Annotated in this window: 24 protein-coding genes and 1 pseudogene; 15 read left to right on the top strand and 10 right to left on the bottom strand. The window is 46.8% G+C overall.

Going from position 1 to position 25,067, the window contains the following annotated elements; genetic code table 11:
- The first annotated feature begins 434 nt into the window (after positions 1–434).
- The 9 genes from ACCI49_RS17480 (at position 435) to ACCI49_RS17440 (ending at position 10,328) form a co-directional block, all read left to right on the top strand.
- Positions 435–1,208 carry a penicillin-binding transpeptidase domain-containing protein gene (locus ACCI49_RS17480; protein WP_371840418.1) on the top strand — a complete coding sequence of 258 codons (774 nt, stop codon included), beginning with the start codon at positions 435–437 and terminating at the stop codon, positions 1,206–1,208.
- 310 nt (positions 1,209–1,518) lie between these two features.
- The gene (locus ACCI49_RS17475) at positions 1,519–1,905 is read left to right on the top strand and encodes a BlaI/MecI/CopY family transcriptional regulator (RefSeq protein ID WP_371840416.1); all 387 of its coding nucleotides are present in this window, start codon (positions 1,519–1,521) and stop codon (positions 1,903–1,905) included.
- Positions 1,902–2,855 (top strand): M56 family metallopeptidase, encoded by a 954-nt coding sequence (locus ACCI49_RS17470; RefSeq protein WP_371840414.1) that lies wholly within the window; start codon positions 1,902–1,904, stop codon positions 2,853–2,855. The genes ACCI49_RS17475 and ACCI49_RS17470 overlap by 4 nt, the downstream gene beginning before the upstream one ends.
- Before the next feature lie 10 nt (positions 2,856–2,865).
- Positions 2,866–4,185, top strand: a complete 1,320-nt coding sequence (locus ACCI49_RS17465) for a TolC family protein (protein ID WP_371840413.1) — start codon at positions 2,866–2,868, stop codon at positions 4,183–4,185.
- Positions 4,182–5,411, top strand: a complete 1,230-nt coding sequence (locus tag ACCI49_RS17460; protein ID WP_371840412.1) for an efflux RND transporter periplasmic adaptor subunit — start codon at positions 4,182–4,184, stop codon at positions 5,409–5,411. The genes ACCI49_RS17465 and ACCI49_RS17460 overlap by 4 nt, the downstream gene beginning before the upstream one ends.
- 9 nt (positions 5,412–5,420) lie before the next feature.
- The gene (locus tag ACCI49_RS17455; protein ID WP_371840411.1) at positions 5,421–8,576 is read left to right on the top strand and encodes an efflux RND transporter permease subunit; all 3,156 of its coding nucleotides are present in this window, start codon (positions 5,421–5,423) and stop codon (positions 8,574–8,576) included.
- Between the two features lie 62 nt (positions 8,577–8,638).
- Entirely contained in the window at positions 8,639–9,334 is a 696-nt protein-coding gene (locus ACCI49_RS17450; RefSeq protein WP_371840410.1) for a HupE/UreJ family protein, read from the top strand.
- 64 nt (positions 9,335–9,398) lie between these two features.
- Complete coding sequence (locus ACCI49_RS17445; protein ID WP_371840409.1) at positions 9,399–9,947, top strand: hypothetical protein; 549 nt, start codon at positions 9,399–9,401, stop codon at positions 9,945–9,947.
- 45 nt (positions 9,948–9,992) lie between these two features.
- Positions 9,993–10,328 carry a DUF6488 family protein gene (locus ACCI49_RS17440; protein WP_371840408.1) on the top strand — a complete coding sequence of 112 codons (336 nt, stop codon included), beginning with the start codon at positions 9,993–9,995 and terminating at the stop codon, positions 10,326–10,328.
- A 107-nt stretch (positions 10,329–10,435) separates the two neighbouring features.
- Here the strand turns inward: ACCI49_RS17440 and ACCI49_RS17435 are convergent, their stop codons facing one another.
- Together ACCI49_RS17435 and ACCI49_RS17430 are read right to left on the bottom strand one after the other, a co-directional pair.
- A complete protein-coding gene (locus ACCI49_RS17435; RefSeq protein ID WP_371840406.1) occupies positions 10,436–11,320 on the bottom strand; it encodes an SDR family oxidoreductase in 885 nt (294 codons plus the stop codon).
- Between the two features lie 36 nt (positions 11,321–11,356).
- Positions 11,357–12,445, bottom strand: coding sequence for an alkene reductase (locus ACCI49_RS17430; protein ID WP_371840404.1), 1,089 nt, complete (start codon positions 12,443–12,445; stop codon positions 11,357–11,359).
- A 109-nt stretch (positions 12,446–12,554) separates the two neighbouring features.
- Here ACCI49_RS17430 and ACCI49_RS17425 point away from each other — a divergent pair, with 109 nt between their 5' ends.
- Positions 12,555–13,412 (top strand): LysR family transcriptional regulator, encoded by an 858-nt coding sequence (locus ACCI49_RS17425; protein ID WP_371840403.1) that lies wholly within the window; start codon positions 12,555–12,557, stop codon positions 13,410–13,412.
- Between the two features lie 213 nt (positions 13,413–13,625).
- Here ACCI49_RS17425 and ACCI49_RS17420 read toward each other — a convergent pair whose 3' ends face one another.
- From ACCI49_RS17420 to ACCI49_RS17400, 5 genes are all read right to left on the bottom strand, one after another.
- The gene (locus ACCI49_RS17420) at positions 13,626–13,811 is read right to left on the bottom strand and encodes an alcohol dehydrogenase catalytic domain-containing protein (RefSeq protein WP_371840402.1); all 186 of its coding nucleotides are present in this window, start codon (positions 13,809–13,811) and stop codon (positions 13,626–13,628) included.
- Between the two features lie 14 nt (positions 13,812–13,825).
- On the bottom strand, positions 13,826–14,671 hold the full coding sequence (locus tag ACCI49_RS17415; protein WP_371840401.1) for an enoyl-CoA hydratase/isomerase family protein: 846 nt from the start codon (positions 14,669–14,671) through the stop codon (positions 13,826–13,828).
- Positions 14,672–14,878: 207 nt separating this feature from the next.
- Entirely contained in the window at positions 14,879–15,700 is an 822-nt protein-coding gene (locus tag ACCI49_RS17410; protein WP_371840400.1) for an SDR family NAD(P)-dependent oxidoreductase, read from the bottom strand.
- Positions 15,701–15,953: 253 nt separating this feature from the next.
- A complete protein-coding gene (locus ACCI49_RS17405; RefSeq protein ID WP_371840399.1) occupies positions 15,954–16,502 on the bottom strand; it encodes an LLM class flavin-dependent oxidoreductase in 549 nt (182 codons plus the stop codon).
- A gap of 84 nt (positions 16,503–16,586) precedes the next feature.
- Positions 16,587–17,573, bottom strand: coding sequence for an alpha/beta hydrolase (locus ACCI49_RS17400; RefSeq protein WP_371840398.1), 987 nt, complete (start codon positions 17,571–17,573; stop codon positions 16,587–16,589).
- A gap of 579 nt (positions 17,574–18,152) precedes the next feature.
- Here ACCI49_RS17400 and ACCI49_RS17395 point away from each other — a divergent pair.
- The 4 genes from ACCI49_RS17395 (at position 18,153) to ACCI49_RS17380 (ending at position 22,876) form a co-directional block, all read left to right on the top strand.
- Entirely contained in the window at positions 18,153–18,581 is a 429-nt protein-coding gene (locus ACCI49_RS17395) for a MerC domain-containing protein (protein WP_371840396.1), read from the top strand.
- 487 nt (positions 18,582–19,068) lie between these two features.
- Positions 19,069–19,536, top strand: coding sequence for a Fur family transcriptional regulator (locus ACCI49_RS17390; RefSeq protein WP_371840395.1), 468 nt, complete (start codon positions 19,069–19,071; stop codon positions 19,534–19,536).
- The gene (locus ACCI49_RS17385) at positions 19,536–20,576 is read left to right on the top strand and encodes a CobW family GTP-binding protein (protein WP_371840394.1); all 1,041 of its coding nucleotides are present in this window, start codon (positions 19,536–19,538) and stop codon (positions 20,574–20,576) included. Before ACCI49_RS17390 ends, ACCI49_RS17385 begins: the two co-directional genes overlap by 1 nt.
- 74 nt (positions 20,577–20,650) lie before the next feature.
- Positions 20,651–22,876, top strand: coding sequence for a S46 family peptidase (locus ACCI49_RS17380; RefSeq protein WP_371840392.1), 2,226 nt, complete (start codon positions 20,651–20,653; stop codon positions 22,874–22,876).
- 77 nt (positions 22,877–22,953) lie between these two features.
- Here ACCI49_RS17380 and ACCI49_RS17375 read toward each other — a convergent pair whose 3' ends face one another.
- Both ACCI49_RS17375 and ACCI49_RS17370 read right to left on the bottom strand, forming a co-directional pair.
- Positions 22,954–23,433, bottom strand: coding sequence for an AMP-binding enzyme (locus ACCI49_RS17375; protein WP_371840391.1), 480 nt, complete (start codon positions 23,431–23,433; stop codon positions 22,954–22,956).
- 3 nt (positions 23,434–23,436) lie between these two features.
- The gene (locus tag ACCI49_RS17370; protein ID WP_371840390.1) at positions 23,437–23,874 is read right to left on the bottom strand and encodes an AMP-binding protein; all 438 of its coding nucleotides are present in this window, start codon (positions 23,872–23,874) and stop codon (positions 23,437–23,439) included.
- A gap of 134 nt (positions 23,875–24,008) precedes the next feature.
- On the opposite strand from ACCI49_RS17370, the gene ACCI49_RS17365 reads away from it, so the two are divergent.
- Positions 24,009–24,746 (top strand): thioesterase II family protein, encoded by a 738-nt coding sequence (locus tag ACCI49_RS17365; protein WP_371840389.1) that lies wholly within the window; start codon positions 24,009–24,011, stop codon positions 24,744–24,746.
- A gap of 158 nt (positions 24,747–24,904) precedes the next feature.
- Here ACCI49_RS17365 and ACCI49_RS17360 read toward each other — a convergent pair.
- A pseudogene (locus ACCI49_RS17360) lies at positions 24,905–25,067 on the bottom strand (IS5/IS1182 family transposase); the annotation flags it as partial.

Genomic DNA, 25,067 nt, shown 5'->3' with positions numbered 1-25,067 from the left:
ACAGATATTGGGCGCATTCGCAGTGAGTGGCTTTAGCCCTTTGCAAGCGCAGCAATGCAGCGGCTATGGCCTTCAATTCCCTCTCAGTGAGGCTTTCAGGGCCTCCTTAGATAACAAGGCTCAATCAGCAAGTCTAACTCATTCATCAAATCGGACTTAAAAAAATTCTTTCTATTTAGTCATGATGTTCATCACCGCCTGTGACTATTTTACCTATTAATTGCTCGCGGGTGAAAATCCAGTTATCTTGAAGTATTACGCGAAACATTCTTCCCGAAGACCCGTGACACAAGTGACTCTCAACTTGAATGTCAAAAAAAGATGCCATTGGACTTTTTAATGTTGATTGTAAGGGGCGTATATGGTAACCGAGAGCGGTATGAGGTTAATCTGGAAGTTTCTTGAAGGTTATTAATGTGAATAGGGTTAAAGGCATGAGAATAGCTATATTCTTCGTACTGCTACTTTTTAGTCTCAACTTGGCAGCTGAAACTGAGGCGTGTGATGATTCATGCACTTTTGTTCTAAAAAATGAAAGAGAGTCCAGTTTTACCGTTGTTAATGAGAGTAGGGCGGACACGAGGCTTTCACCTTTTTCCACATTCAAAATACCAAATACCCTAATTGCCTTGGATTTGGGCGTAGTAACTAGCCTGAATCAGGAGCTGACCTATGATCACGAGAAGTACCCGGCACAGCGGTGGTGGCCCACTGTTTGGTATGAAAAGCCCCTCCCGATAAGAGCTGCATTTCAAAATTCTGCGGTGCCAATTTATCAGCAAATAGCCTTACAGATCGGTGCTGAAAGAATGGGTCGATACCTAACTCAATTTAACTACGGAAACAAGGATATAACTTCTGGAGTGGATCGTTTCTGGTTAAATGGCAGCCTGAAGATTTCTGCCCGAGAGCAGGTCAATTTTCTACATAAATTATTTAGTGGGCAGTTGCCGGTTTCCTCAGCTACTTTGGCTTCATTTAAGGAGGTAATGTTGGTTGAGGAAACTGAGACCTACAAGCTCTATGCCAAAACTGGTGGGGGAGAGATTTCCAAAGGTTATGCCTTAGGTTGGTATATTGGTATCGTGGAATCCAAAGAAAATGTGCATTACTTTGCAGTTAATATAGACGGAAAAACCTTCAGGGAGGTACAAAAACGACGGATTAAAATAGCCCGACAGCAACTGGAAAAATATGGGGTGCTTTAAATTTTCCTTCTGAGTTTTTATTGGGTTGCGGAAGAGGCTCTCGCCTTGTAGGCAAAGAGGGGCTTGAGATGGTTATATGATATGAGTACTGGCGACTCTATTTCTTTATACATCCAGAGTTGCTCAAATTATTAAGTTGATCAAAAATTATACATTGCTCATCAAACTTAGGAGACGCTAGCATTGCTCCCGGCAATCATCATTCACCTTTCTATTCATCAATAGGGCTTCGGTAAAAACCTATTGACGATCGGTTTTTGCCCCTCTACCATCATTCTGAGAGTGATTTTAACTATTGGAATAATGGTCTATGCGACTTGGCGATCTTGAGAAACAGGTGCTCCAATACCTTTGGGGTACAAAATCAGCGGATGCCAAACAGGTCCACTCGGACTTGAGCAGGGCCCGTGGAGGTTCTCTCAATACCATCCAGAGCACGCTGGACCGCCTCTACAAGAAAGGTTTGCTGTCTCGGGAGAAGCTGGGGCACGCATTCCAATACAGCCCGGCGGTGGAGCGCTACGAGTTTGTCGGGCAGCTGATTCAAGACGTTACTCGTGAGTTTGTTGATGATGAGAACGGTCTGGTAGCCGCATTTACCTCTATCTCATCGGAACTGAGCGAAAGTCAATTAGAACAGCTGGAGCAGCTGATCGAAAGCCAGAAGGTAAAACGCCAGCAGGGTGATTGCGAATGATATTGGGGCAGGTTGCACTCTGGCTAAACCTGCTGACTATTGCAGCGCTTGGCCTGTTTGTCGGTATTTTATTGGTGTCAGCTGTCTGCCTTTCTGCTTCCCGGCATTCACTTCGCATATCTGCCAGTAGCCGGCGTTTACTGCTATGGAGCGTGGTATTGCTGCCGTGGTTCGCGGCTTCCACTGCTGCTGTCATCCTAGCATTCCCGAACATTTTAGGGGGCGTTGCATCACTGGCTCATTGGCACCATATCAACGCTTTTAATCTCTACAGTTGGCATGGTGTTTTTACCATTGCGTTTCTTTCCCTTAGCGGGTTTTTGGTGCTTCAAAGTTTTAAACGAGCCCATCGTCATTTGGCGCAGCTCCGCTTGTTAATGCAACTTTGCGATAGGGACAAGTCTGATCAGAGCATTATCCAGGCTCAGGGTCCCCAAGCTTTCACCAGTGGTCTGCTCCGTCCAAAAGGGTTTTATACCAGCGGTCTGCGTGACCAGTTAACAGCGGAAGAATTTGAGGTGGTGCGTCTGCATGAGGAAGCCCATGCGCAAAAATTTGACCCTCTGAAGAAATTAATATTCGCTTTGTTTGCCAGCTTTTTCCCCGCGCGTTTGGGGGATTACCTAAATCGGCAAATGGCGCTGTGTATGGAGCAGCGTGCAGATGCTTATGCCCATAGACAGGGGTGGAGTGAGACCTTTATCGCCCAAACCCTGCTTAAGGTAACCCGCATCTCCAATGGGTTGCAGCCCAAAGAGAGAAGTTCAGCGCTGGTCTGTTATTTCGCTCTTGACCAGCTGGATGCCCGTATTCGTTACTTGCTGTCTGATGATAAGGGGCGCAACTTATCCCCTTTATTATTAGCTGGATTGTTTGTAGTTCTCACTGGCACTTGCCTTGTTTCGGTGGATGCACTCCACCACACCGTCGAAACCCTGTTCTCCCACTAAGGAAGCCGAAGTGTTTAATTGTTTGCGTTTAGTCATAACTAAAAAACCGACTATAGATCGGTTTTTTGTGGCCGGGGCTGTGCTCTTTTTAGTCGCATTAAGTGGGTCCCTTAAGGCAGAGCAGGGCGAGGAGTTATCGGGCCTTACATATGAGCAGGCAATCCTTAAAAGCTTGCAAAACCATCCTGAACTGGCGGGTTACCGATATCAGTTTGAGGCTGTGGATGCTTTATCCAAGCACGCCAAGCTGGGACCACGCCCAGAGCTTAGTGTTGCCGCTGAGGGGTTGGGAGAGGATAAGAGCAGCGATGGCAACGGCAGTTCTCAGCTAACAGTTGGCATCAGTTGGCTATTACAGGGGGATCTCGCGGAAAAACGTGTATTGGCTACACGCAGTAAGACTTCTGTGATTGAGGCCCAAAAGCAGGTTCTTGAATTAGAAGTTGCCGCTAAAACCGCGCGTTACTTTTTCCAGGTCCTTGCGCAGCAGGAACGCCTGGAAATCGCTAAAAGAGCAGTCGATCTGGCTCGCACGATGACCGCTGAAATTAATCGTCAGGTTAGTGTTGGCAAAACGAATGAAGCCGATGCTTTTCGGGCGGAAGTCGATTTGCAGCGTCGACTGTTGGCCGTGGAGGATGTCGAACATGAACTGGATATTGCTAGGCATAAACTAGCTGCCCAATGGGGCTCCAGGGAACCCAGCTTTCTTGGAGTGGCGGGTTCTCTTTCCAATGCAATTCCAGAAGTAGATTTCTCCAGATTAAGAAGCTTGGTTGCGAGCAATCCAAATCTGGAAATTTTTATGAGCCGTGAGCGTGTGGCCCAAACGGAGATTGACTTGGCCCGTGCAGAAGCCGGCATTCAGTGGCGGATTGATACCGGAATTCGTCGCAATGAAGCGAGTGGAGATTTTGGATTGGTAGCTGGTTTCGCAATTCCCATAGGCAAAGGCGATCGCAATCGCAATCGCAACAAGGTATCTGCTTTGATGGCGGAACAAAATCGTTTCCGAGCAGAAAGAAATGCGAAAGAGATTGCGTTGGATACTCAACTCTTTGTAATGACCCAAAAGCTGCAGCATCACCGGCACGTTGCTGATGCCTTGAATGAAAAGATGATTCCCAGTCTGGATAAGGCGCTCACCGCTACGCAAAAAGCCTATCGACGTGGTCGCTACAATTACTTGGAATTGGCACTAGCCCAACAGGGGCTTACCGATGCGCAGCTTTCACTGCTCCAGGCGCAGTACAACGCACATCTTAGCCTGATTGAAATTGAAAAACTCACCGGCCTGTCAGTGGCACAGATAAGCGAGAGCGAGATATGAGATCCGCAGTTTTTTCCAGCCTGATATTCAGTGCTTTACTTTCCTTGTTCCTAAGTGGCAGCGGCAGTGTGTATGCGGCCGGAGCTGTCGCGGAGGTGGAGCCGGAAAAAGGGCCCAATCGTGGGCGCATGTTGCGAGAAGGTGATTTTGCCGTTGAGCTAAGTATCTATGAAACTGGTGTTCCCCCGGAGTTTCGGGTTTGGGTGAGTAACGATGGAGAGCCGGTTAATCCTCAACAGGTTGATCTTAAAGTGGTTCTTACAAGGCTTGGAGATGGAGAGGATCACATCGAATTCCGGCCCGAGGGGGGTTATCTGCGTGGTGATATGGTGATCTATGAGCCCCACTCATTTGTTGTGACTCTAACAGCCAAGTACCAGGGACAAGAATACCGTTGGCAATATGATAACTTTGAGGGGCGAACCCGTATTGAATCCAGTATTGCAGAATCCATGAAAATTGATACGGAAACCGTTGGCCCAGCCAGGATGAGTGAGACCAGCCGCGCTTACGGCAGGCTTATTGTAGATCCAGAGCAGGTACGTGAAATCAGTGCGCGTTTCGATGGCTATGTAGAAACTGTGCAGGTGGGATTGGGGGAGCGTGTTAAAAAAGGGCAACCCCTGATTGCCATTAACAGCAATCAAAACCTGAGCACCTACACTATAAAATCCCCAATTGCCGGTGTAGTAGTACAGCGCAATGTAAACCCCGGTGAACAGACCGCAGGTAGAGCTTTATTAACTGTTGCCGATGATACAGCTTTGTTGGCAGAGCTGGATGTTTTCCCCTCGACACGCCCCCAGATTCGTCAGGGTGCGCCAGTTTCCGTAAATATCAAGTCTCTGGGGACTCCACTGCTCGGGGTAGTGAAACAAATTGATACTTTGATGAAACCCAACCAGGCCACCGCCGTTCGAGTGTCACTGCAAGATGTTCCCGCAGGCCTCGCACCAGGTTCTTTTGTAAGCGGTGATATCCAAGTAGCGGAGTATGAGGTACCTCTCGCCGTAAAGCGTTCTGGTTTACAGGCGTTCCGTGATTTCACCGTCGTTTATGCCAAGGTGGGTGATCAGTATGAGGTGCGTATGTTGGAGTTAGGGCGTGAAGCTGGCGATTGGGTAGAGGTGCTGGGGGGGATTCGACCGGGAATCGAATATGTCACCGGTAACAGCTACATCATTAAAGCGGACATTGAAAAGTCCGGTGCGTCCCACGATCACTGAGGGTTCGACATGCTTGAGTACTTGATAAGAACCTCAATTCAAAATCGCGGGCTTGTTATTGCCCTCGTACTATTACTGTGCGGTTTGGGCATTTGGAATTTCACCCGGCTGCCCATTGATGCGGTACCAGATATCACCAATATCCAGGTGGTTATTAATACGGAGGCACCGGGGTATACCCCTAAAGAAGTTGAGCAACGGGTTACATACCCCGTGGAAAATGCAATGGCTGGATTGCCGAGCCTTGCTTATACACGCTCCGTTTCGCGGTATGGGTTGTCCCAGGTTACGGTGATTTTTGAAGATGGCACCGATATTTATTTTGCCCGCCAGTTAGTGAATGAACGGCTCACTGGTGTACGCGGTGCACTGCCTGCTGGTTTGGAGCCGGAGCTTGGACCCATCGCCACAGGTCTTGGTGAGATCTTTATGTTCACAGTGGACTCCGAACCCGGAGCCACCAATGCTGATGGCAGTGCCGTAACACCTAAAGACTTGCGTTCGGTGCATGACTGGATTGTGCGACCACAGTTACTGCGTGTACCTGGTGTGGTGGAAGTCAATCCGATCGGCGGATTCAAGAGAGAAATTCTAATTGCTATAGAGCCAGAGAAACTGCTGGCATTCGGCCTGACCCAGGAAGACCTGATTCGCTCGATTGAGGAGAACAATCGTAACCGCGGTGTAGGCTTTATTGAACACAGTGGCGCCCAGTGGTTGTTGCGGGTTCCGGGGCAGGCAAGCTCGTTAGAGACACTGAAGGATTTCTTGGTAGCGGAAGTGAATGGCGTTGCTGTTCGCCTTGGCGACTTGGCCAAGATCGAAGAGGGGCGCGAAATGCGCACCGGGGCGGCTACTCAGAACGGCAGGGAAGTGGTGATGAGCACCGTTTTCATGCTGGTTGGCGAAAATAGTCGCACCGTTGCAGGTGCAGTTGGTGAAAAGTTAGAGGATATCAAACAGAGTCTACCACCTGGTATCACATTGACTGCGGTTTATGACCGTACCGGTCTGGTTGACCAGACATTGCGCACGGTCCAAACCAATCTTATGGAAGGTGCGCTGCTGGTTATCGCGGTTCTTTTCCTGCTACTGGGGAACGTTCGCGCAGCAATTCTCACAGCGCTGGTAATTCCGGTGGCCATGTTAATGACCATCACCGGCATGGTTCAGGCCCGCGTAAGTGCAAACCTGATGAGTCTGGGGGCGCTGGACTTTGGCTTGTTGGTGGATGGGGCCATCATTATTGTCGAGAACTGTCTGCGACGCCTCAGCGAATCCGCCCGCAAGCGTGGCCAGTTAGATCTAAAAGAACGGCTTACCCTGGTATTCCAATCGACGCGGGAAGTGATTCGCCCGGCCATGTTTGGTGTGTTCATTATCACAGCAGTGTATTTACCCATTTTTGCCCTGACTGGAGTAGAGGGCAAGATGTTCCATCCAATGGCTATTACCGTGGTGATTGCGCTGCTTTCTGCGATGTTTCTTTCCATTACTTTGGTGCCAGCCGGCATAGCGCTGCTATTCCGCAAACCGGTGATCGAAAAGAAAAACCCTGCACTGGAGAAGCTGAATAGCTTTTATCGCCCGGCCCTGGAGTTTGCATTGCGCCAGCGTGGCATGGTTGTCGCTATTGCTGCGATACTGGTGTTGGTATCCGGCTATACGGCGAGCAGAATGGGTAGCGAATTTGTGCCGAATCTGGATGAAGGCGATATTGCCATGCACGCCTTGCGTATTCCCGGCACATCCCTGGAACAAGCGATTGCACTACAAAAATCCCTGGAGGAGCGGATTAAAGAGTTGCCCGAAGTGGAGCGTGTATTCGCCAAAATTGGTACTGCGGAAGTGGCTACCGATGCCGTTCCCCCAAGTGTTGCCGATAACTTTATTATCCTGAAACCCAGGTCTCAGTGGCCAGATCCGGATAAGCCGAAAGCGCAGCTGGTAGAAGAGCTGGCAAAGCTGGTAGAGCCAATCCCCGGCAACCGCTATGAATTTCTCCAGCCAATCCAGATGCGCTTTAACGAGCTTTTAGCAGGGGTGCGTGCGGAATTGGCGATCAAAGTCTTTGGCGATGACTTTGAGCAATTGGAGCGTTTGGGTGGTGAAATTGAAGCGGCAATAGGCAGTGTAGAAGGCGTTGCTGATATACAGATGGAGCAAACCAGCGGTTTACCGGTTCTCGCCATTGTTCCTGACCAGGCTGCGCTAACACAGTACGGGCTGGCCATCAGCCAGGTACAGGAGCAGCTGGCAACCGCCCTGGGAGGTACGGTTGCTGGCCGCTTTTATGAAGGAGACCGCCGCACCGATATTGTTGTGCGTTTGCCAGAGGTATTGCGCCAGGATTTGGATGCGCTAAAGAAACTGCCGATTCATCGACCCAATGGCAACTATGTGCCCCTGGAGGAAATTGCCAGCTTGGAACTCACTGCCGGTATCAATCAGGTTTTCCGCGAGAACGGTAAACGCAGGGTAGTGGTAACGGCTAATGTTCGGGGTAGGGACCTGGGTAGCTTTGTTGCTGATGTACAGCAGTCCGTTTCCGGTAAAGTGGAAATACCACCTGGTTACTGGGTTGAATACGGCGGGACCTATCAAACGCTCCAGTCTGCTACTGAACGTTTATCGATAGTAGTACCGCTGACCCTTGTGTTGATTATGGGGCTTCTCCTGCTGGCGCTTCGTTCCATAAAAGATGCGGCAATTATCTTTACCGGTATACCTCTCGCATTAACCGGCGGTGTGTTCTCTTTAATGTTGCGGGATATCCCTTTCTCCATTTCCGCAGCCGTTGGTTTTATCGCGCTTTCCGGAATTGCCATCCTTAACGGTCTGGTGATGCTTTCCTTTATTCGCGACCTGCGTTACCAAGGTTACAGCATAGAAAAGGCCATTATTGAGGGCGCCCTTATCCGTTTACGTCCGGTCATTAGTACCGCACTGGTTGCCTCACTCGGTTTTGTGCCCATGGCCCTGAATACTGGTATTGGCTCTGAGGTACAGCGCCCACTGGCTACGGTGGTTATTGGCGGTATTGTCTCATCAACAATCCTGACACTTTTAGTATTGCCGGCACTCTACAGAATTTTACATAGCAGGGATTCCATGTCGAAGAGCTCACAAGATAACCCTGAAGTGGCTCTGGCTGGAGCCAGTTAACCGGGCCAGTGTGCGCTTTGGTTCACAAAAATTTATACCTTTAATAACGGGAGATAGTAACGTTGCATAATAGTTTAAAAATGGTTTTCGCCCTGATGGCGCTGATAGCAGGCATGGTGATATCCATGCCGCTATTTGCCCACGGGGTGGACGATGCTACCAAGACTTTTCTTGCCGGTAATGAAGGGGTATCTATAATTCCCTTTCTATATATTGGCGCCAAGCATATGGTGACTGGCTATGACCACCTGCTGTTCCTGGTGGGAGTCATTTTCTTTTTATATCGATCAAAAGATGTTCTTATCTATGTGAGCTTCTTTACTCTCGGTCATAGCTTAACTTTGTTATTTGGAGTGCTTAACGACACACATGTGAATGCCTATTTGATCGATGCCATTATTGGATTATCCATTGTCTATAAAGGCTTCGATAATCTCGGCGGCTTCAAACGGGTTTTTGGCTTCAAGCCTAATACCAAGGCTGCCGTACTGATTTTTGGACTCTTCCACGGTTTTGGTTTGGCAACCAAATTACAAGAATTCAAGTTGTCCAGCGATGGGTTGGTGGAGAACATTCTGGCCTTTAATGTCGGAGTAGAAATTGGTCAGTTTGTTGCGTTACTGTTTATTCTCCTCGCCATCAATTATTGGCGTCGCTTTGACAGTTTCCTGCGCTTTTCCACTATGACAAATACCTTACTAATGAGTGGTGGACTGATGTTGGTGGGTTACCAGATGACCGGCTACTTCGTGAGTTAGATAGCGGGAAAGTGACTTTTACAAGTTAATAGAACAGAAAGAACATAGATTTAGAGCTTACAGAATGAATACAACTGAAATGCCAGTGCAATCTGCACAAACGTTGATTAAATCCACACTTGCTGCTGGTGTGCTTGCTGCAATTATGTTGACCACAGTAATCCTGCCAGCTGAATACAATATAGATCCTACTGGTATCGGCAGTGCACTGGGGCTTACTGAATTAAACAGCCAAGAGCAGGAAATTGCTGTGCCAGAAGCAGTGCAGCGTGGCGAGCAGTCCTTTGCTTATCGGACTGACACTACAACTATTGAAGTGCCCGCTGGCCGTGGGATTGAATACAAATTTCAACTGGATAAATACGGTCATCTGGAGTACGAGTGGGTAACGGAGAGTGGTGAACTTTACTTTGACTTTCACGGCGAACCCGCAGGCGATACTACCGGTTACTTTGAGAGCTTTGCTATTGCTACCGCAAATAAAATGAGTGGCTCTCTTACCACGCCTTTTGATGGTTCCCATGGCTGGTACTGGAAGAATAACGGTCAGGAATCTGTGAAGATTACCCTTAAAACAAAGGGATTCTACGAGGTTATTGGACTTAAGCAGTAACGTTTTTTATCAACATTTACTAAAGCCGAGAAGAAAGAGAATATTATGAACAAATTTATTCAAGTCATCTGTGTATCAGTTACCCTAGGTATTGCAAATCTTGCATTCGCCCATGGTGACCATGAGAGAGACAATTTTGCCACTGTATCTATGGTAGAAGCCAAAGGCATCGCCAGCCAGGAAGTAGCTCGCCTAATCAAAGAGGGTAAGCTCAACAAATCTTGGGCTGACAAGCCGCTCAATGCTGCAATGCAGCGTGTTGACAACCAGCGACAGTGGGTTGTCAGCACTCAGGGCAAGGATGGGGGCCTGGATAAAATACTGAAAGTGTTTTTATCAACGGAAGGGTACTTTCTTTCTTTTAAAGTGACTGATCGTTAAAAAATCAGTAATGTTCCTGCACTGCTGTCTGTAGGCATCGGCGCAGGAACATGACCTATAACTCTGACATGCCCAGTGCGGCTATGAGGGTAATTATAGCTCTATATCTAGGCCTCTTTTTTACTGAACTGCCTGGCTTTATCGCGAAAGAATGTCTTGAGTAAAGTTGGCTTTCTGCCCAGAAGCTGTTCTACATGATTGGAGAGATCAATCGTGTGACCCCACTCGCGGGTTACAGGCCAAAGTTGTGACAGAGCATCGGTAGCTCTCTCTGGAATTCCCGCATTTAATAATCCCTGTCTTGCTATTTCATCACTAATAGGTAGGTATGTTATTTCCCGATGCAGAACTTCAGATAATATATCTGCTATATCGGTATAAGTTAATTTTTCTGCCCCAGTAAGAACATATTTCTTCCCAATATGCTCACTCGGCTCTATTAGTATTTTTGCGGCTACATCACCGATATCCTGATGATCAACAGTAACAATTGTTGCCCCTGGTGCAGAGCCAAATGGAGCACTAATTGTGCTCTGTAGAGCAATTTCTTCTGCAGAGGCGAAGAAATTGCTGTTAAAACTGGCGGGCTGTAGAATTGTCCAGTCTAAAGATGACTGAATAAGATGCTCTTCTGCCTCTCCCAACCATCTGGCTATATCAATTGGTGAGCTTGTATCAGCACCTAAACCGGAGAGTTGCACGATATGGTTGACACCGGCCTGCTCCGCCACGCGGATAAAGGCGGCATGCTTGCTGGGAAACGAGGGTTCGAATGCTGTAACCAGAAAGGCAGTTTCAATACCTTTCATAGCTTCTAACAGGGATTGTTCGTCCTCGTAGTCCCCTTTCACATAGCTGATATTATCGGCAACGATCGGAGCTTTCGAAAGATCTCTAAGCATGGCCCTTACAGGTATTTTGGTGTTGGCAAAATTTTTAAGAACGGCTTTGCCGTTATTTCCGGTACTGCCGGTAATCAATATTTGTTCCATGATTATACCCAATAGTGAAATTGATATATGTTTAAGTTAAGAGTTTTGTGTAACTAATGAGGGGTAGTCCAAATACCCGCGTTCATCGCCAGCAAAAAATGAAGACATGTCCTCTTCGTTATAGGGCCCATTATTTGCCAGGCGCTCCACTAAGTCTGGGTTGGATATAAATAAACGCCCGAATGAGATGTAATCGGCAGAGCCATCGGCAATAGCACTGTTTGCAGATTCAAGGTCATACATACCATTAGCAACATAGCGACCTTTGTAGGTGTTGCGTAGCTGGGCATGGTCAATGTCTGGCTGATTATCTCTATCCCAGGCTCGCTCCATCATCTGTAAATAGGCTAGGTTGTACCTATTGAGTTGGTTGACAACATATAAATAGGTCTCTTGAGCATTGCTGTCTGTCAAGCTAATTTCAGGTGACAGCTTGATTCCGACTCTATTTGATCCCCAGACTTCACATAGTGCGGAGACTACTTCGAAGGTGAAGCGAGCTCTGTTTTCTACACTGCCGCCGTAGGCATCGGTACGATGATTACTGCTGTCGTGAAGGAATTGCGCTGGCAGGTATGGCCCGGCAGCGTGGAGTTCAACTCCATCAAAACCGGCTTTAAGTGCATTCTTAGCTGCCTGTTTGTAATCCGCGATAATGCCTTGAATCTCGTCATAAGTTAGGGCTCGGGGCACTGCATAAGGTTTCTTTCCCTCATAAGTGTGTGCTTCACCTACTGCAGCTATTGGTGAGGGCGCGACTGGCGCTTGGCCTCCGATAAGGTCCGGGTGTACCTCTCGGCCCATGTGCCAAAGCTGGATAAAAATTTTTCCTCCGCGACGATGTACAGCATTGGTAACCTTTTGCCAGCCCTTGATTTGCTCTTCCGTAAAAATGCCAGGGGTGTCCACCCATCCAAGTCCTTGGGCTGAAATTGCGGTAGCTTCAGAGATGATCATCGCCGCACTAGCGCGCTGGGCGTAATACTTGGCGTTGACTTCAGTTGGTACACCATCCCGACCCACTCTTGCACGTGTCAAGGCAGCCATGATGACACGGCTATCTGTTTCCAGTGAACCCAGCTTTCCGGGGGAAAAAAGGCTCAGATCATCGTGCTTCTTAGTCATATCTATCAACTCTGTTTGTTTCGACAGGACGCAGATTAACTATGCTTTTGATAAAATAATAATGGTATATTTGGATCAAGATGATAGGTTTGATGAATCAGGTTTTGTTATGACCCAAGAGCAGCTAAAGATGTTTATTGCCGTAGTGGAGCAGGGAAGCTTCCGAGGTGCAGCTAAGGCTATTTTCAAAACCCAGCCGACGATCAGTAATGCCATTAAGAAGCTTGAGGAGGAATTTGGTTTCCCCCTATTTGATAGGGATAGCTATAGGCCGAGCCTTACGCAACAGGGGCGGGCTTTTTACCAGCAGACAAAGCGCGTTATGCAAAGTCTTGAACAGCTCTCTGTAATGGGGCACCAGCTTGGAGCGGGAATAGAGCCGAAGTTTACCGTGGTCATCAGCGGTATCGTCGAACTGGGTCCTCTTCTAAAGCAGATCAGACCCATAGTGCTGTCATTTCCCAATACGGATTTCAGCATTAGTACTGAACTGTTGTCTGGCGTTATGGAGCGTATAGATGATAATGAAGCTGATCTGGCATTTGCTACTTTATTTGGTGTTAAGAGCAAGCACGAGTGGAAGAAAACAGGGCAAGTTGAACTGGTTAATGTTGTCGCCCCCGGCGTTTTCCCGGGTGATGACATTTCGCAGTTGGAAGCGGCACAGCTTCCCCAAATTGTAGTGAGGGATACTGGCCGTTCAGCAAAAAAGGGAAATATTAATTTACTGGAAGTTGGACGCAGATGGTTTGTCAATGACTATCACACTAAAAAGGAGCTGACTCTCGCTGGACTTGGCTGGGGTAGAATTCCAAGACATTTTATAAAGAATGAACTGGAGCAGGGCTTACTTCTACCTATAAGTGTTGAAGGAATTGAGGCATTTAGCAGTTTTGATTTATGTATTATCCGTAATAGAGAACGCTCCCTGGGACCAATTGCCGGAAGATTTTGGGACTTATTTTAAGAGTAAGTAAATTTTAATGCATTTACAAAGTTTGGCGATTTAAAGATGCCTTATATATCCTCATAACGGAACCGTTCTTCGAATAAGAAGTTATTTTTAAAGGTGTATGTCAAAAAATAAAAAATTAGTGTGAGTTAGTTGAAATAGTTCAGACTTGAAATGAAAGTTTCCTGGCAACCGGGAATCATTATGCCAAGTCTGAACAACCACATTTTAAGGGTCACTTCCACCAGTAGTGAAGACTTGCGAAAGTGAAATCAGGTTAGCGTCTGCGACAATATCTTCCGCCAATGTTCCCGGGAAGTCAGCAAGTCCCCCTGCGCAGCCGTAGACTTCATCACCCACTTGATAATCGTCTACACCTCCACCAGCTTCTTCAACAACACCAGCGAAGTCCATACCTAATGATTTGACTAGGTTATTTTTTGTACATCCATCACGAGTTGGTTCCAGTTCCGCTGGTTTACAATATCGTGCTCCATTCCTTGTTCATCAGCCATAGAGAAGCGCTTCAAAGCAGGCGTTTTACTGGTTGCCTGATACAGCCAATAGGCTTCCGCTTTTAGCGCTTCACTGATGGGTTTATCGATTGATTCATAGACCGCTTGCTTACAGGCATTAATTGATTCTGCTGGAAACTGAGCAATCCTCTTCGCCAGGCTATCGACATACTCACCGATTTCGTCTGGATCTAGTGCCTTGTTGATTGTTCCGAGTCTTTCTGCTTCGTCCGCATCGAAGTCACGGGCGCTGAGAATAACCTCTAGTGCTTTACCCAGTCCTGTCTGGCGAGCCATCCTTGATGCGCCTCCCCCACAGGGGAGGATTCCCATACCGACTTCCATTTGCATAAACTTATATTTTCCTCTGGCTGCGAAACGCATATCGAGTGCCAAGGCCAGTTCATGGCCACCACCTCTAGCGAAGCCCTCTAGTTTGGCGATCGTTGCTTGGGGCACCTTGCTGATGCGCTCACAGACTACCTGTAAATCCAGAAGCTGAACTTCTTCGCGAGATACAGCCTTGCCGGACATATCTTTTAATAGCTCCGTATCGTAATGACACACCCAAATCTCCGGATTGGCGGACTGAAACACAACGACTTTGGTTTCTCGATCCCGTTCCAGTCGCATTGCCAGGCTGTTTAAGTCGGCCAGCATTTCTTGCCCTTGAACATTCACTGGACCAAAGTCAAATGTCACAGTTAGGATTCCGTTATCCTGTTTGGTCGTGAACGTGGTAAAACCCTCGTATTTCATAGCGACTTCCTTTCAATCGATTAAAGTTAACGTCGTTAGCAGTTTCGTATGCTTAGCTGGGTGATAAGTGTTAAGCCCTTACTACTGGGTCAGCAGGAAAGAATAGCCTGCGCTCGGGACTCGCTGTGAATACGTCCCTGTAAGCTCGTAATCGGAATCCATGCCTCATATGGTCCAGTGCGCAGGGTATTCTTTCCTTCCCCCTTTTTAATAGGTATCTTTAAAGCCAAGTTTTTTGATGATGCTTTCAATCTCAGCTGTAAGTGCTTTTCTCTTTTTTTCATCTAGCGCATCTGGGTGTGGTTGAGACCAGTTACCCATGTCGTTGTCAAAGTACCTGCCGCTAGCGTTTGAGAATTCATCATCTAGTGCTGCCCGAACCAATATGTTGGCGCCGATGCTTAAGTCTTTTCCTTGAGTTCCGTAAGCATCTTTCACCATTTTGCTACCCAGAAATGATGCGGGATTGATTGCAATAAATGCCGGAGCTTTGTTCCCAAGTGATTGGGCGAGTTGAAAAGTCCACATGGTGAGAGCCAGCTTACTTTGAGCATAAGCATCGCTGTCAGATAATCGTTGGTGACCTTTGAGAGCTTCGAGATTCACAGTTGCTTGCGCCGCAGAGGATAGATTGATGATGCGGCCTTCGATACTAAACAGCGGCAATAGCTGTTTCGTTAACAGGTAAGGGGCAATGACGTTTACGATAAAGCGAACATCGTAACCCGTGTCAGTTATTGGGTTCTGTACCTTAAATATGCCGGCATTATTGATGAGAGTATCAATATTTGAATATTGATTTTTTATCTTTGAGGCTAGTGCTATTATGTCTCGAAAATTGGATAAATCTGCTCGGAATGTATCTATATGGGCCTCAGGCGAGTTTTGCTTTATTATTTCTTCCGTATTCTCTAGTTTTGCATCGCTACGACCATGTAAGAGTAAAGTATGACCTTTTGCTGCCAGTAATTTTGCAGTTTCTAAGCCAATACCGTCAGTGCTGCCTGTCAATAAAATAGTTTTTTGCATTTGTTAGCCCTTTTCATTAATCCATGAAATAATAATTTTTAAAATTGAATTAAGTGTTTCGTCACTATTTGCTTTTGTTAAAGCGAAGGTTTAGAGCAATATGATTAACACCAATTCCCTCTTGCGAGTTTAGATATTCATATAATTGATCATATGCTGAGTCGTTATTCGGATGAGGTAGGTCATCCGGGACATCACATTATATCAATGAAAAAAGGCTCCATAACTGGTTTGTGCATTATAGAGTTATTTCTCAGTTGACTACTAAATTGTTGCTGTATGGCAAGTGAGCGAAGATAGGTGGTCCAACCATCTCCGTTGTCGGCGAGCCAATCTGGTGGTTGCTGATAGGTTCGGTTATCAGTAGTGGTAGATTAGTTGCTTTCGGTTTTGGCAATATGTCCAGATTACCGGAAACTGACCTGAATGAGTTCTGAAGCTGAAGGTAGGTTTCTGCTATACGGCGAATATATTCATAGGTCTCCCGGAGCAGTTTCCCTCGCTCCTGATATGAAACATTCATTGCAGGATATTCATCCGGACGATCTCCATTGGCGACCCCAAGAATTAACCGCCCGCCAGAGATTTGATCAATAGAGGTAGCAGATTTTGCGACATGAGCTGGGTGACGTATGAGGGTAATGATGCTAGCTACGCAGAGGACGATCTTAGTTATCTGGCCTGAGAGGAGCCCGAGATAAACGAACGGGTCAAAGGTTTGTCCCCCATCGCCAAACAAGGAGTTGTAACCTAAATTGATGCTAATAAAGTAGTGATCTTTAAATTTGTATATAGATTCCAAGGCGGTGTCTCCTATGTTACTCGTATAGGAGAGGCTTGGTTGTCAAGTTTTTAATAAAAGAATTTATTCTCAATTTTTATTTGATTAATTTTTGCTAGTGTTGAGCCATCTAATAATTGCTTCGTGCTCGACTTCCCCTATTGTATTCATGCTCGGATGATATCTGTCATGAATTTTTATGAGTTTGATATTATCATTTCTTAATTGTTCGAAACTTGCATAAGGCGAAATTTGGTCTGAATCTGAGAGTATTAGTAGTACTGGAGTCTTGGAGGACTTAATGATAGGTAGTATTTTTGTATCATTCAAACTGATTTTGGCTTTTTTTAAAGCCAAAATCGCACCCTTGCGGAAGTCCTTCTCGGGAATAATTTTGCTTAGTAGGGGGTGGTCACGTTTTGCATAGTTGTACACGGCTTCATCAAATGGTGGCATCGGAGCTAATAGTATGATTCCGCTGATATCTGTTCTGAGAGTGGAAATATAGGAGGCCGTTAAGGCGCCCATAGAGTTCCCTACAATATAAATATTCCCATTTGCAATTACCCCTTCTTCAGTTAGATCGTCAATAAGATAATTAATGTATTTACTGTCAGCCACCCCATATTTTTTACTTCCACCCGAATCACCATGGCCGAGAAGATCTGGAACAATAACCTGAAATCCAAGAAAACGGAAATAAAGGGCTGAATTCAGCATAAATTCTTTGGAGGTGCGATATCCATGCAATAAAATTACGGTGCCAAAGTAGCGTCTACCTAAAGACTCCTTTTCTAAATTAATTTTTACAATATTTTCCCTGTCACTCTCGCCAAATTTTACAGAGTACTGAAGCTTATTGTCGGTTAATGGTGGGCCATAATAATAACTAATACAATTGTTTTCTTTGGTTGGGAAAAATTTATTTTTCTCGTAGCCGAGCTCTTTGATTTCCTTGGTGGTTATTTCTTTATCAAATGAATGGTCTTCAGATTTTTCTATATAGCTGGCGATCCTTTGAGAGCAGGCTGAGATGAGTAAGCATATCGAGGTAAGAGTGATTGCTCTAATTAATGTTGCATTAATTTTCATATTGTTTTCATCAAGAAACAGCTGTATTTATCCACTGCTGAGCAGATCATCTCATGCTTCTATAAATATATCATTCTGCAATCTTCCACCTATGTTTGAACTTGTTCTGCTATTTAGCCTATCCATAGAAAATTAAGCTTGCAGTCCTATTACCTTGTTAAAATCAGTTATCTTTGTGGGGTACTGTCGAGTGAGATCATCTATGTTTTTATTGCTGTGTCGCTCCCGGGATGTATAAGGGCGAGCAAAAAAATATCGAATCTACTCCGTTTTCTATCATTTTATGCCTGCGGTTTCAAAACCATTATCGAATATGGTTGTTTTGCCCTTGTCTTTGACCCGTATTATATGACCATTGCCACTTCGGGCAGTAAGCCTGGAAAAAGAAACGCTTCATTCTTCATTTGAGCTATTTATAACTTTTCTTCCTTATGCTGTGATGCATTAGGGTCTTTATACAGTTGACTGAGTTATAAATCCCCGCCATCCCCAGTAAATCAATCAAGCGTTCGATGAGCACCTGATCTTTTATTCTGGTCCACTTGAAGTTTTACGTAAATGATATAACATATCATTTGTATGGTTGTGCTGATTTGCATTGGGCTGCGTACAGGAAAAAGGATTATTGTGAGAGATACTTTAGGAATTTTGGCTTCTGGACTTTGCCTAGTGCACTGTCTTTTGACCCCTTTACTACCGGTTTTTGGCGGTTTGGGGATAATGGGTGCACAGCGGGATGATCAGTTTCTCCACTTACTGCTGCTCGTACCGGTAGTGACTCTGGCTTTGGCTGGCTTCCCAACCTCCTGCCGGCGCCATCAGCGCCATGCGGTAATGATCGTGGGATTCACTGGGGCACTGCTATTGGTTGGGGCGCTTTACTTGGAGGGAGTATGGGAGCTAGTCGCCAGTATCCTTGGTGCGGGCCTATTGATCATTGCCCACTGGGTAAACCGCCGCTTGATATATCGAGTCGCTTTGACCGGTTATTCTGGGAATCTAGGATGAAGTTCGCAGGATTTTGTTGTTTGCATTGTTTTTACCGATCTGGTAGCTGGTGCTATGGGGAGTCATATTCACCGCAAGGCAACTATGTATAAGGTGGTCGAGGCAGATAAAACTGGTATCGAGCTGGAGTCACCTTTAGCCAAGCTGGTGTGGGTTGGGCATGCGCCACACAATCATGTCCAAAGACAGCTGTTGGAACTGGTACCCGTGAACTATCTGGGCCTGATCTTTTCCTGGAGTTTGTCGGTTCCCAGTGTAAGCCCCAAATATGTTATAGAGGCGCTATATACCTCCGCGACAAATGGTGACAGCTCGGTTCACAGCGGTTTCCGTGCTGGATATGAATTCAGATGTGATAATCTGGCGCTGTTCAACAGGGTCATTGTACTCTGTTTGATAAATTTCCCAATAGTCGTGGGATTGCAGTGCAGGGGATCAGCTCTAGCCTGCTCACTGTTAAAGACAACAAACTGCAAATGAAATAGCTATGAAAGCATCCCAAATCAGACAGACCCTGAGTGTGGCAGAACAAGCCTGCCGTAGCTCAGGGGCGCGCCTGACTGAAAAGCGCAAGAATGTCCTAACCGTTTTGCTGCGGTCTAAAACCCCGCTCTCAGCCTACGAAATAGCGGAGCATTACAATAGTGACGTCGGCGACTCAATTCCTGCCATGTCAGTCTATCGAATGCTGGACTTCCTGGCCGCAGAGAACTTGGTTCACAAGCTTAATTCAGAGAACAAGTATCTGGCCTGTGCTCATATTGCCTGTGATCACAGCCACCAAACCCCACAGTTTTTAATTTGCAACCGGTGTAGCAAAGTACGGGAAATTGGCATCAGACCGGAAGTCATCACCGCGCTGCGCGATACGGTTGAAAGTGCTGGGTTTCATCTTCAAACGTCGCAACTAGAGTTGGATTGTGTCTGTGATGAATGTAGCCGGGATGCAGCTTAGTGGCGGCTAGTCAGTTGATACGCGGGGTACCCGCCAACGTTATTACCGGTTTTTTGGGTGTTGGCAAGACGACCGCAATCCGCCACCTTCTGGAAAGTAAGCCCGATGATGAACGCTGGGCTGTTCTGGTCAATGAGTTTGGAGAGGTGGGTGTTGACGGCGCACTTTTTGAACTGGACCAGGAAGACAGCATTTACATCCGAGAGGTACCCGGTGGCTGTATGTGCTGTGCGGCGGGCTTACCAATGCAGGTTGCTTTAAACCAGTTACTGGCTAAAGCCAGGCCCCATCGTTTATTGATCGAGCCCACGGGTCTGGGGCATCCGCGAGAGGTGCTTGAAGCGCTGTCGGACGCTGTACGCGGCGGTGTTTTGAACCTTCGCGGTACGCTTACTTTGGTGGATGCCCGCTGTATAGAGGATGACCGCTATTTGCGTAGTGAGACTTTTCGGCAGCAGTTGGAAGTTGCTGACCTGGTGGTAGCCAACAAGGCTGACCTCTATGGTCCTGAGGACTTGCAAAACCTTCAGCGCTTTCTCTCATTTTTAGGTGAAGGGACAGAAAAGCCTCTTCAAGTGGTGGAACAGGGGCGTATCGAACTAGACTGGCTTCAACTTCCCAGTGGTTTCCAGGTTTCTCCAGGGAATGGTCACCAGCATCCGGTAACTCAGTCGGTGGATGAAGTTGAGCTATTGCCGGAGTGTGGTTATCTCCGCTCAGAGAATAGTGGAGAGGGGTACTACAGCTGTGGCTGGCGTTTTAGCCCTGAATTTATATTTGACTATGATGCGCTCTTTTCACTATTCAGCGGCGCTGAAGCTGAGAGAATTAAAGGTGTATTTATTACCGAGCAAGCTGTATTCGGATTTAACACGGCTGACAAAGTGCTCACAGTACTGGAGTTGGATGACATATTGGAAAGCCGGGTGGAGGTCATTAACCAGGCACCTTTGGGCTGGGATGAGATGGAGAAGTCCTGGATCGACGCCCTGGTAGATAATCAGTATACCGAAACAAAAGTGTTTTATGAATCCAAATAGCTGTTAGGCCGGATATTCAAATCTGGTCTGACCTATAGGACGTCCCTTACTTAATTTATAATTTATGAGTAAATATGAAAATAATAAATTCAATCGTTATTAGGGTTGCAACCGTTGCACTACTCACTGGAGCGAGTTACTCCAGCCTTGCCACAGAGAAAGAGAGTGTTTCGACCGAAGGCATGTGGCAGCCTCACCAGTTGCCTGAACTGTCCAAAGAGCTTCGTAGCCATGGCCTCAAGCTGGATCCAGCCAGCATGACCAAGCTCACTGAATTCCCAATGAATGCGGTGATCAGCCTGGGGGGGTGTTCCGCTTCGTTTGTCTCTCCCCAAGGATTGGTGATTACCAACCACCACTGTGCCTACGGCTCAATTTCTTACAATTCAACAGAATCCAAGGATTTGCTGGCGGAAGGTTTCCTGGCCGGGGATTTATCTGAGGAGCTGTCTGCTGCACCTGGCTCCCGCGTCTATGTCACCGTTGCAATGAACGAAGTGACGGATAAGGTCAACAACCGCCTGACTGATGAGATGGGTGGTGCTGCACGTTTTGCTGCAATAGAAGAAGCCGAGAAAGCACTGGTTTCCGAGTGTGAAAAAGATCCGGGCCATCGCTGTGAGGTCTACAGCTACTACGGCGGTTTGAATTACTATTTGGTTAAGCAGTTGGAAATCCGCGATGTGCGTTTGGTCCATGCACCGGCATCTTCGATCGGAAAATTCGGCGGTGATATCGATAACTGGATGTGGCCTCGCCATACCGGCGATTACGCTTTCTACCGCGCCTATGTTGGTAAAGATGGTAAACCGGCCGACTACTCCAAGGATAATGTCCCTTACGAGCCCAAGCACTACCTGCCCGTAGCGGCAAAAGGGCCTAAAGAAGGTGACTTTGTGATGGTTGCCGGTTATCCGGGGCGTACTAACCGTTATCGCACTGCCCAGGAAGTGGAAAGCAACTTCAACTGGTATTACCCAAACATGCAGCGGGTATTGGGTGAGTGGTCCGAAACGATTGGTACGGCTACTGCCGATAATAAAGATGCAGAGTTAAAGTATGCCAGTCTCGTGGCAGGGTTGAATAATTACTCTAAAAATTTTACCGGCATGATGGAGGGATACCAGCGCAGCGATCTGTTGCAGCGTAAAGAAAAGCTGGAAAAAGATTTGCAGGCCTGGGTGGATTCAGACAAAGGCCGCCAGAAAAAATACCAGTCGACGATTGATGACCTTGAGGCACTGGTTGTAGAAAAAGAATCAACCCGTGAACAGGACCTGGCCATCGATTATATGGATCGCTCTGCAATGCTGGGTGCCGCGAGCAAACTGTATCGATTGGCTAAAGAGAACGAAAAACCCGATGCTGAGCGTAAGCCGGGTTATCAGGAGCGGGACCTGACCCGATTTACAGAGGGCATGCGTCGTATTGAGCGCAGCTATCATCCGTCAGTCGACAAACAGATCTGGCTCTACTTCCTGAATCGTTACCAGGTACTTCCGAAAGAACAGCGTATAGCCAGTTTTGATCGTTTCTTAAACATCAGTAAAGGCAATGCTGGTTTAGAGGCAGCTCTCGACAAAATGTACAAGGACACGGAGCTTTCCGATGTCGAGGTACGTGAGGGCTGGATCGGCAAAAAGCCAGAGGACTTCAGAGAGAGCAATGACCCATATATCCAGCTGGCGGTGGCCATGTACGATGACATGCTTGCGCGTGAAGAGCATGAGGAGTCCATGAAAGGGCGCTTTGCCCAGTTGCGTCCACAGTATATGGAGATGCTGATTGATTATTACCACTCACTGGGTAAGCCGGTCTATCCAGATGCAAATAGCTCCCTCCGGGTGACCTATGGCCTGGTTAAAGGCTATGAGCCACCAGCCGGAACGATTAAAGGGGCTGCCGATGGTAATGACGGTAAGCAAGGTTTTGTACCTTTTACAACCTTGCGTGGTATTGAGGCGAAGTACACTGGCGAGAACCCCTTCGATGCCCCCAAAGCTTTGATGGAAGCTATCGATAAGAAGAACTTTGGCCGTTACTATGAAAAGCAGCTCGATTCAGTGCCGGTTAATTTCTTAAGTACCGTAGATATTACGGGCGGTAACTCAGGATCCCCGACAATGAATGGTCGCGGTGAGCTGGTGGGTGTTGTGTTCGATGGAACATACGATAGCATCAATGCTGATTGGGACTTCACCGATAGTACTCGGGCGATTCATGTCGATATTGCTTATATCCTCTGGGTAATGGAGAATATTGACGGTGCAGGATACCTGGTTCGGGAGATGGGCCAATAATTTTATTGCTGGTTAGTAGCATCACTAAACTAATCGAAGCTGATTATTTAGTGATGCACTGATGCTAATCTATCCCCTTATTGGTTTTCATGCTTCAAAAGCTTCTTCTTATCAATTTTACCCACCGCGGTAACCGGAAGGTGGGATAATACATTAAGCTGCTCTGGTAGCTTAAAGGTGGCCAAGCCTCTATCGGTCAGGAAGTCGTGAAGCATTTGTAGGGTGGGCGTTTTATCTGCACATACAATGGCTGCACCAACTTGCTCTCCTAGCACTTTATCTGGTAAAGGGATAACAGCTGCCTGCTGGATATAGGGATGGGCGAGTAGGTGCTCTTCAATTTCATCGCACGCAAAAGTCTCCCCGCCTCGATTTACAACATCTTTGAGTCGGCCGGTAACTACAATATTGCCATTGTCGAGCTTGCGCACACGATCGCCACTGCGATAGAAACCATCTGGAGTAAAAGCGCGGCGGTTATATTCTTCGGCTCGATAATAACCTCTTAACGTGTAAGGGCCACGAGTGAGCAGCTCACCTTCTTCTCCGACTTTCACTTCCTATCCGTAATCATCGACCACTCGTAGTTCATCCAGCGAGCTCATGGGCCTCCCTTGAGTCTCAGTGATGACTTCGACGGTATCTTCGTGTTGTGTGTAACAGATCAGTCCTTCGGCCATTCCAAATACTTGCTGTAGTGCGCCGGGAAATGCATTCATCGCCGCCTGGGCATCTGTTGGGCTAAGCTTTGGGCCACCGACTTGCAGCAAGCGGAGGGAGCTTAAATCGGCATCCTCCCACTTTGTCACTGTAGTCCAGACATGACCCGGTAGTAATTGGCTTGATAAGTCCCGAACGGCACAGCGGTGCGGATAACTCTGCGCAATGCGTGTAATCAGCTCCCAAATAGGTTGGTTATCCCAAATCCCTTGTTGTTTATAGTGAAGCTCCAGTTCATTGGAGTGAGGCTTGTAACCTTTCAGTAAATCGTTATCCAATCCGGTCTCTTAAAATTCGTAACTGGAGTTGGCGAACTAGTGTAGTCAGGCCCTATCTATCTGGAATAAAAATTTAAAAACTTAGATTTAAAAGGTAGTATTCGCCGCTCTGAGTTCCACAACGAGATAAATTTATGTCCGAAGCCTGGTTACAAATTCCTAATCCTAAACCCAATGCAGTAATCAGACTTATGTGTCTACCTCATGCCGGTGGTAGCGCTGCTCTCTATCGGCCCTGGGCGAAATTACTGCCTGACTCGGTAGAGCTGGTCCTCGTTTGTCTGCCGGGTAGGGGGCATCGTTACAACGAAACGATGCCAGCAGATATGCAAACATTAATCAGCTTGTTGAGCAGAGCTGTTACACCCATACTCGATCGTCCTTGGGCTGTATTTGGCCATAGCATGGGGGCTACAGTTGCACATGAACTGATTCTCTCCTTGCATCGCGAAAGCCTGCGTGATCCTGAGCATTTATTTGTTTCTGCTAGGAAAGCTCCACAGTTTCAAAAAAGTGGCAACATACATAAGTTGGATGACGAGTCTCTGTGTCAAAGAATTACCCAGCTCGGTGGAACTGCTCCTGAGTTATTGGAGATGCCTGAATTAAGAGCCTTGTTTCTCCCTGCTATACGTGAGGATTACCGGTTGATTGAAACTAGCAAGGTATCTTCGGATCAGCTTTTAAACTGCCCGATCACAGCCATGGTGGGACGGGATGATCCGGTCCTGAGCATTAATGATGCTCGAGGCTGGCAGCAATGGACAAATTGTCAGTTTCAACTCAAAGAGTATGCAGGTAATCATTTTTACTTGTCAGACTGTCCTGACTCGGTAGTTCGTCATATTATTCATAAGCTTAACCTGTCTTAAGGGCATCTCTATAAATTCGGAGATAAATTTACGAATTATTGGAGTGCTATTTTATGGTTGAGTTTTAGTTGTAAAACTGAGCTTATTCGATAAATATTGATAGTTAGTGTGTTTTATAATAATTCCAAGTAAAACTCATATCCATTTTATCCCACTCTTCATGCTGCGGGCGCAATTCGACTGTATAAACTGACAAATCGACGCATGTTGTAAACCAAATTCATCATGCCAACCTTAACATTGGCGCGCGCAAGTCCTATAGTTCGAACGAACATTCCTCCCTGTTCATTTTCCATAGAACCAAATACATGCTCAACTCTG

The sequence above is a fragment of the Microbulbifer epialgicus genome (assembly GCF_041447265.1).
In the GTDB taxonomy this organism is placed as follows: domain Bacteria; phylum Pseudomonadota; class Gammaproteobacteria; order Pseudomonadales; family Cellvibrionaceae; genus Microbulbifer; species Microbulbifer epialgicus.
The sequence above is the reverse complement of the archived record's forward strand: the minus strand, read 5'-3'. Positions and strand labels throughout refer to the sequence as shown.

Bases quoted from the DNA above. Each gene is read 5' to 3' on its own strand.
- ACCI49_RS17480 (WP_371840418.1), top strand. From the start codon at position 435: ATGAGAATAGCTATATTCTTCGTACTGCTACTTTTTAGTCTCAACTTG.
- ACCI49_RS17475 (WP_371840416.1), top strand. From the start codon at position 1,519: ATGCGACTTGGCGATCTTGAGAAACAGGTGCTCCAATACCTTTGGGGT.
- ACCI49_RS17470 (WP_371840414.1), top strand. From the start codon at position 1,902: ATGATATTGGGGCAGGTTGCACTCTGGCTAAACCTGCTGACTATTGCA.
- ACCI49_RS17460 (WP_371840412.1), top strand. From the start codon at position 4,182: ATGAGATCCGCAGTTTTTTCCAGCCTGATATTCAGTGCTTTACTTTCC.
- ACCI49_RS17455 (WP_371840411.1), top strand. From the start codon at position 5,421: ATGCTTGAGTACTTGATAAGAACCTCAATTCAAAATCGCGGGCTTGTT.
- ACCI49_RS17445 (WP_371840409.1), top strand. From the start codon at position 9,399: ATGAATACAACTGAAATGCCAGTGCAATCTGCACAAACGTTGATTAAA.
- ACCI49_RS17440 (WP_371840408.1), top strand. From the start codon at position 9,993: ATGAACAAATTTATTCAAGTCATCTGTGTATCAGTTACCCTAGGTATT.
- ACCI49_RS17435 (WP_371840406.1), bottom strand. From the start codon at position 11,320: ATGGAACAAATATTGATTACCGGCAGTACCGGAAATAACGGCAAAGCC.
- ACCI49_RS17430 (WP_371840404.1), bottom strand. From the start codon at position 12,445: ATGACTAAGAAGCACGATGATCTGAGCCTTTTTTCCCCCGGAAAGCTG.
- ACCI49_RS17425 (WP_371840403.1), top strand. From the start codon at position 12,555: ATGACCCAAGAGCAGCTAAAGATGTTTATTGCCGTAGTGGAGCAGGGA.
- ACCI49_RS17420 (WP_371840402.1), bottom strand. From the start codon at position 13,811: ATGGACTTCGCTGGTGTTGTTGAAGAAGCTGGTGGAGGTGTAGACGAT.
- ACCI49_RS17415 (WP_371840401.1), bottom strand. From the start codon at position 14,671: ATGAAATACGAGGGTTTTACCACGTTCACGACCAAACAGGATAACGGA.
- ACCI49_RS17410 (WP_371840400.1), bottom strand. From the start codon at position 15,700: ATGCAAAAAACTATTTTATTGACAGGCAGCACTGACGGTATTGGCTTA.
- ACCI49_RS17400 (WP_371840398.1), bottom strand. From the start codon at position 17,573: ATGAAAATTAATGCAACATTAATTAGAGCAATCACTCTTACCTCGATA.
- ACCI49_RS17395 (WP_371840396.1), top strand. From the start codon at position 18,153: ATGGTTGTGCTGATTTGCATTGGGCTGCGTACAGGAAAAAGGATTATT.
- ACCI49_RS17390 (WP_371840395.1), top strand. From the start codon at position 19,069: ATGAAAGCATCCCAAATCAGACAGACCCTGAGTGTGGCAGAACAAGCC.
- ACCI49_RS17380 (WP_371840392.1), top strand. From the start codon at position 20,651: ATGAAAATAATAAATTCAATCGTTATTAGGGTTGCAACCGTTGCACTA.
- ACCI49_RS17365 (WP_371840389.1), top strand. From the start codon at position 24,009: ATGTCCGAAGCCTGGTTACAAATTCCTAATCCTAAACCCAATGCAGTA.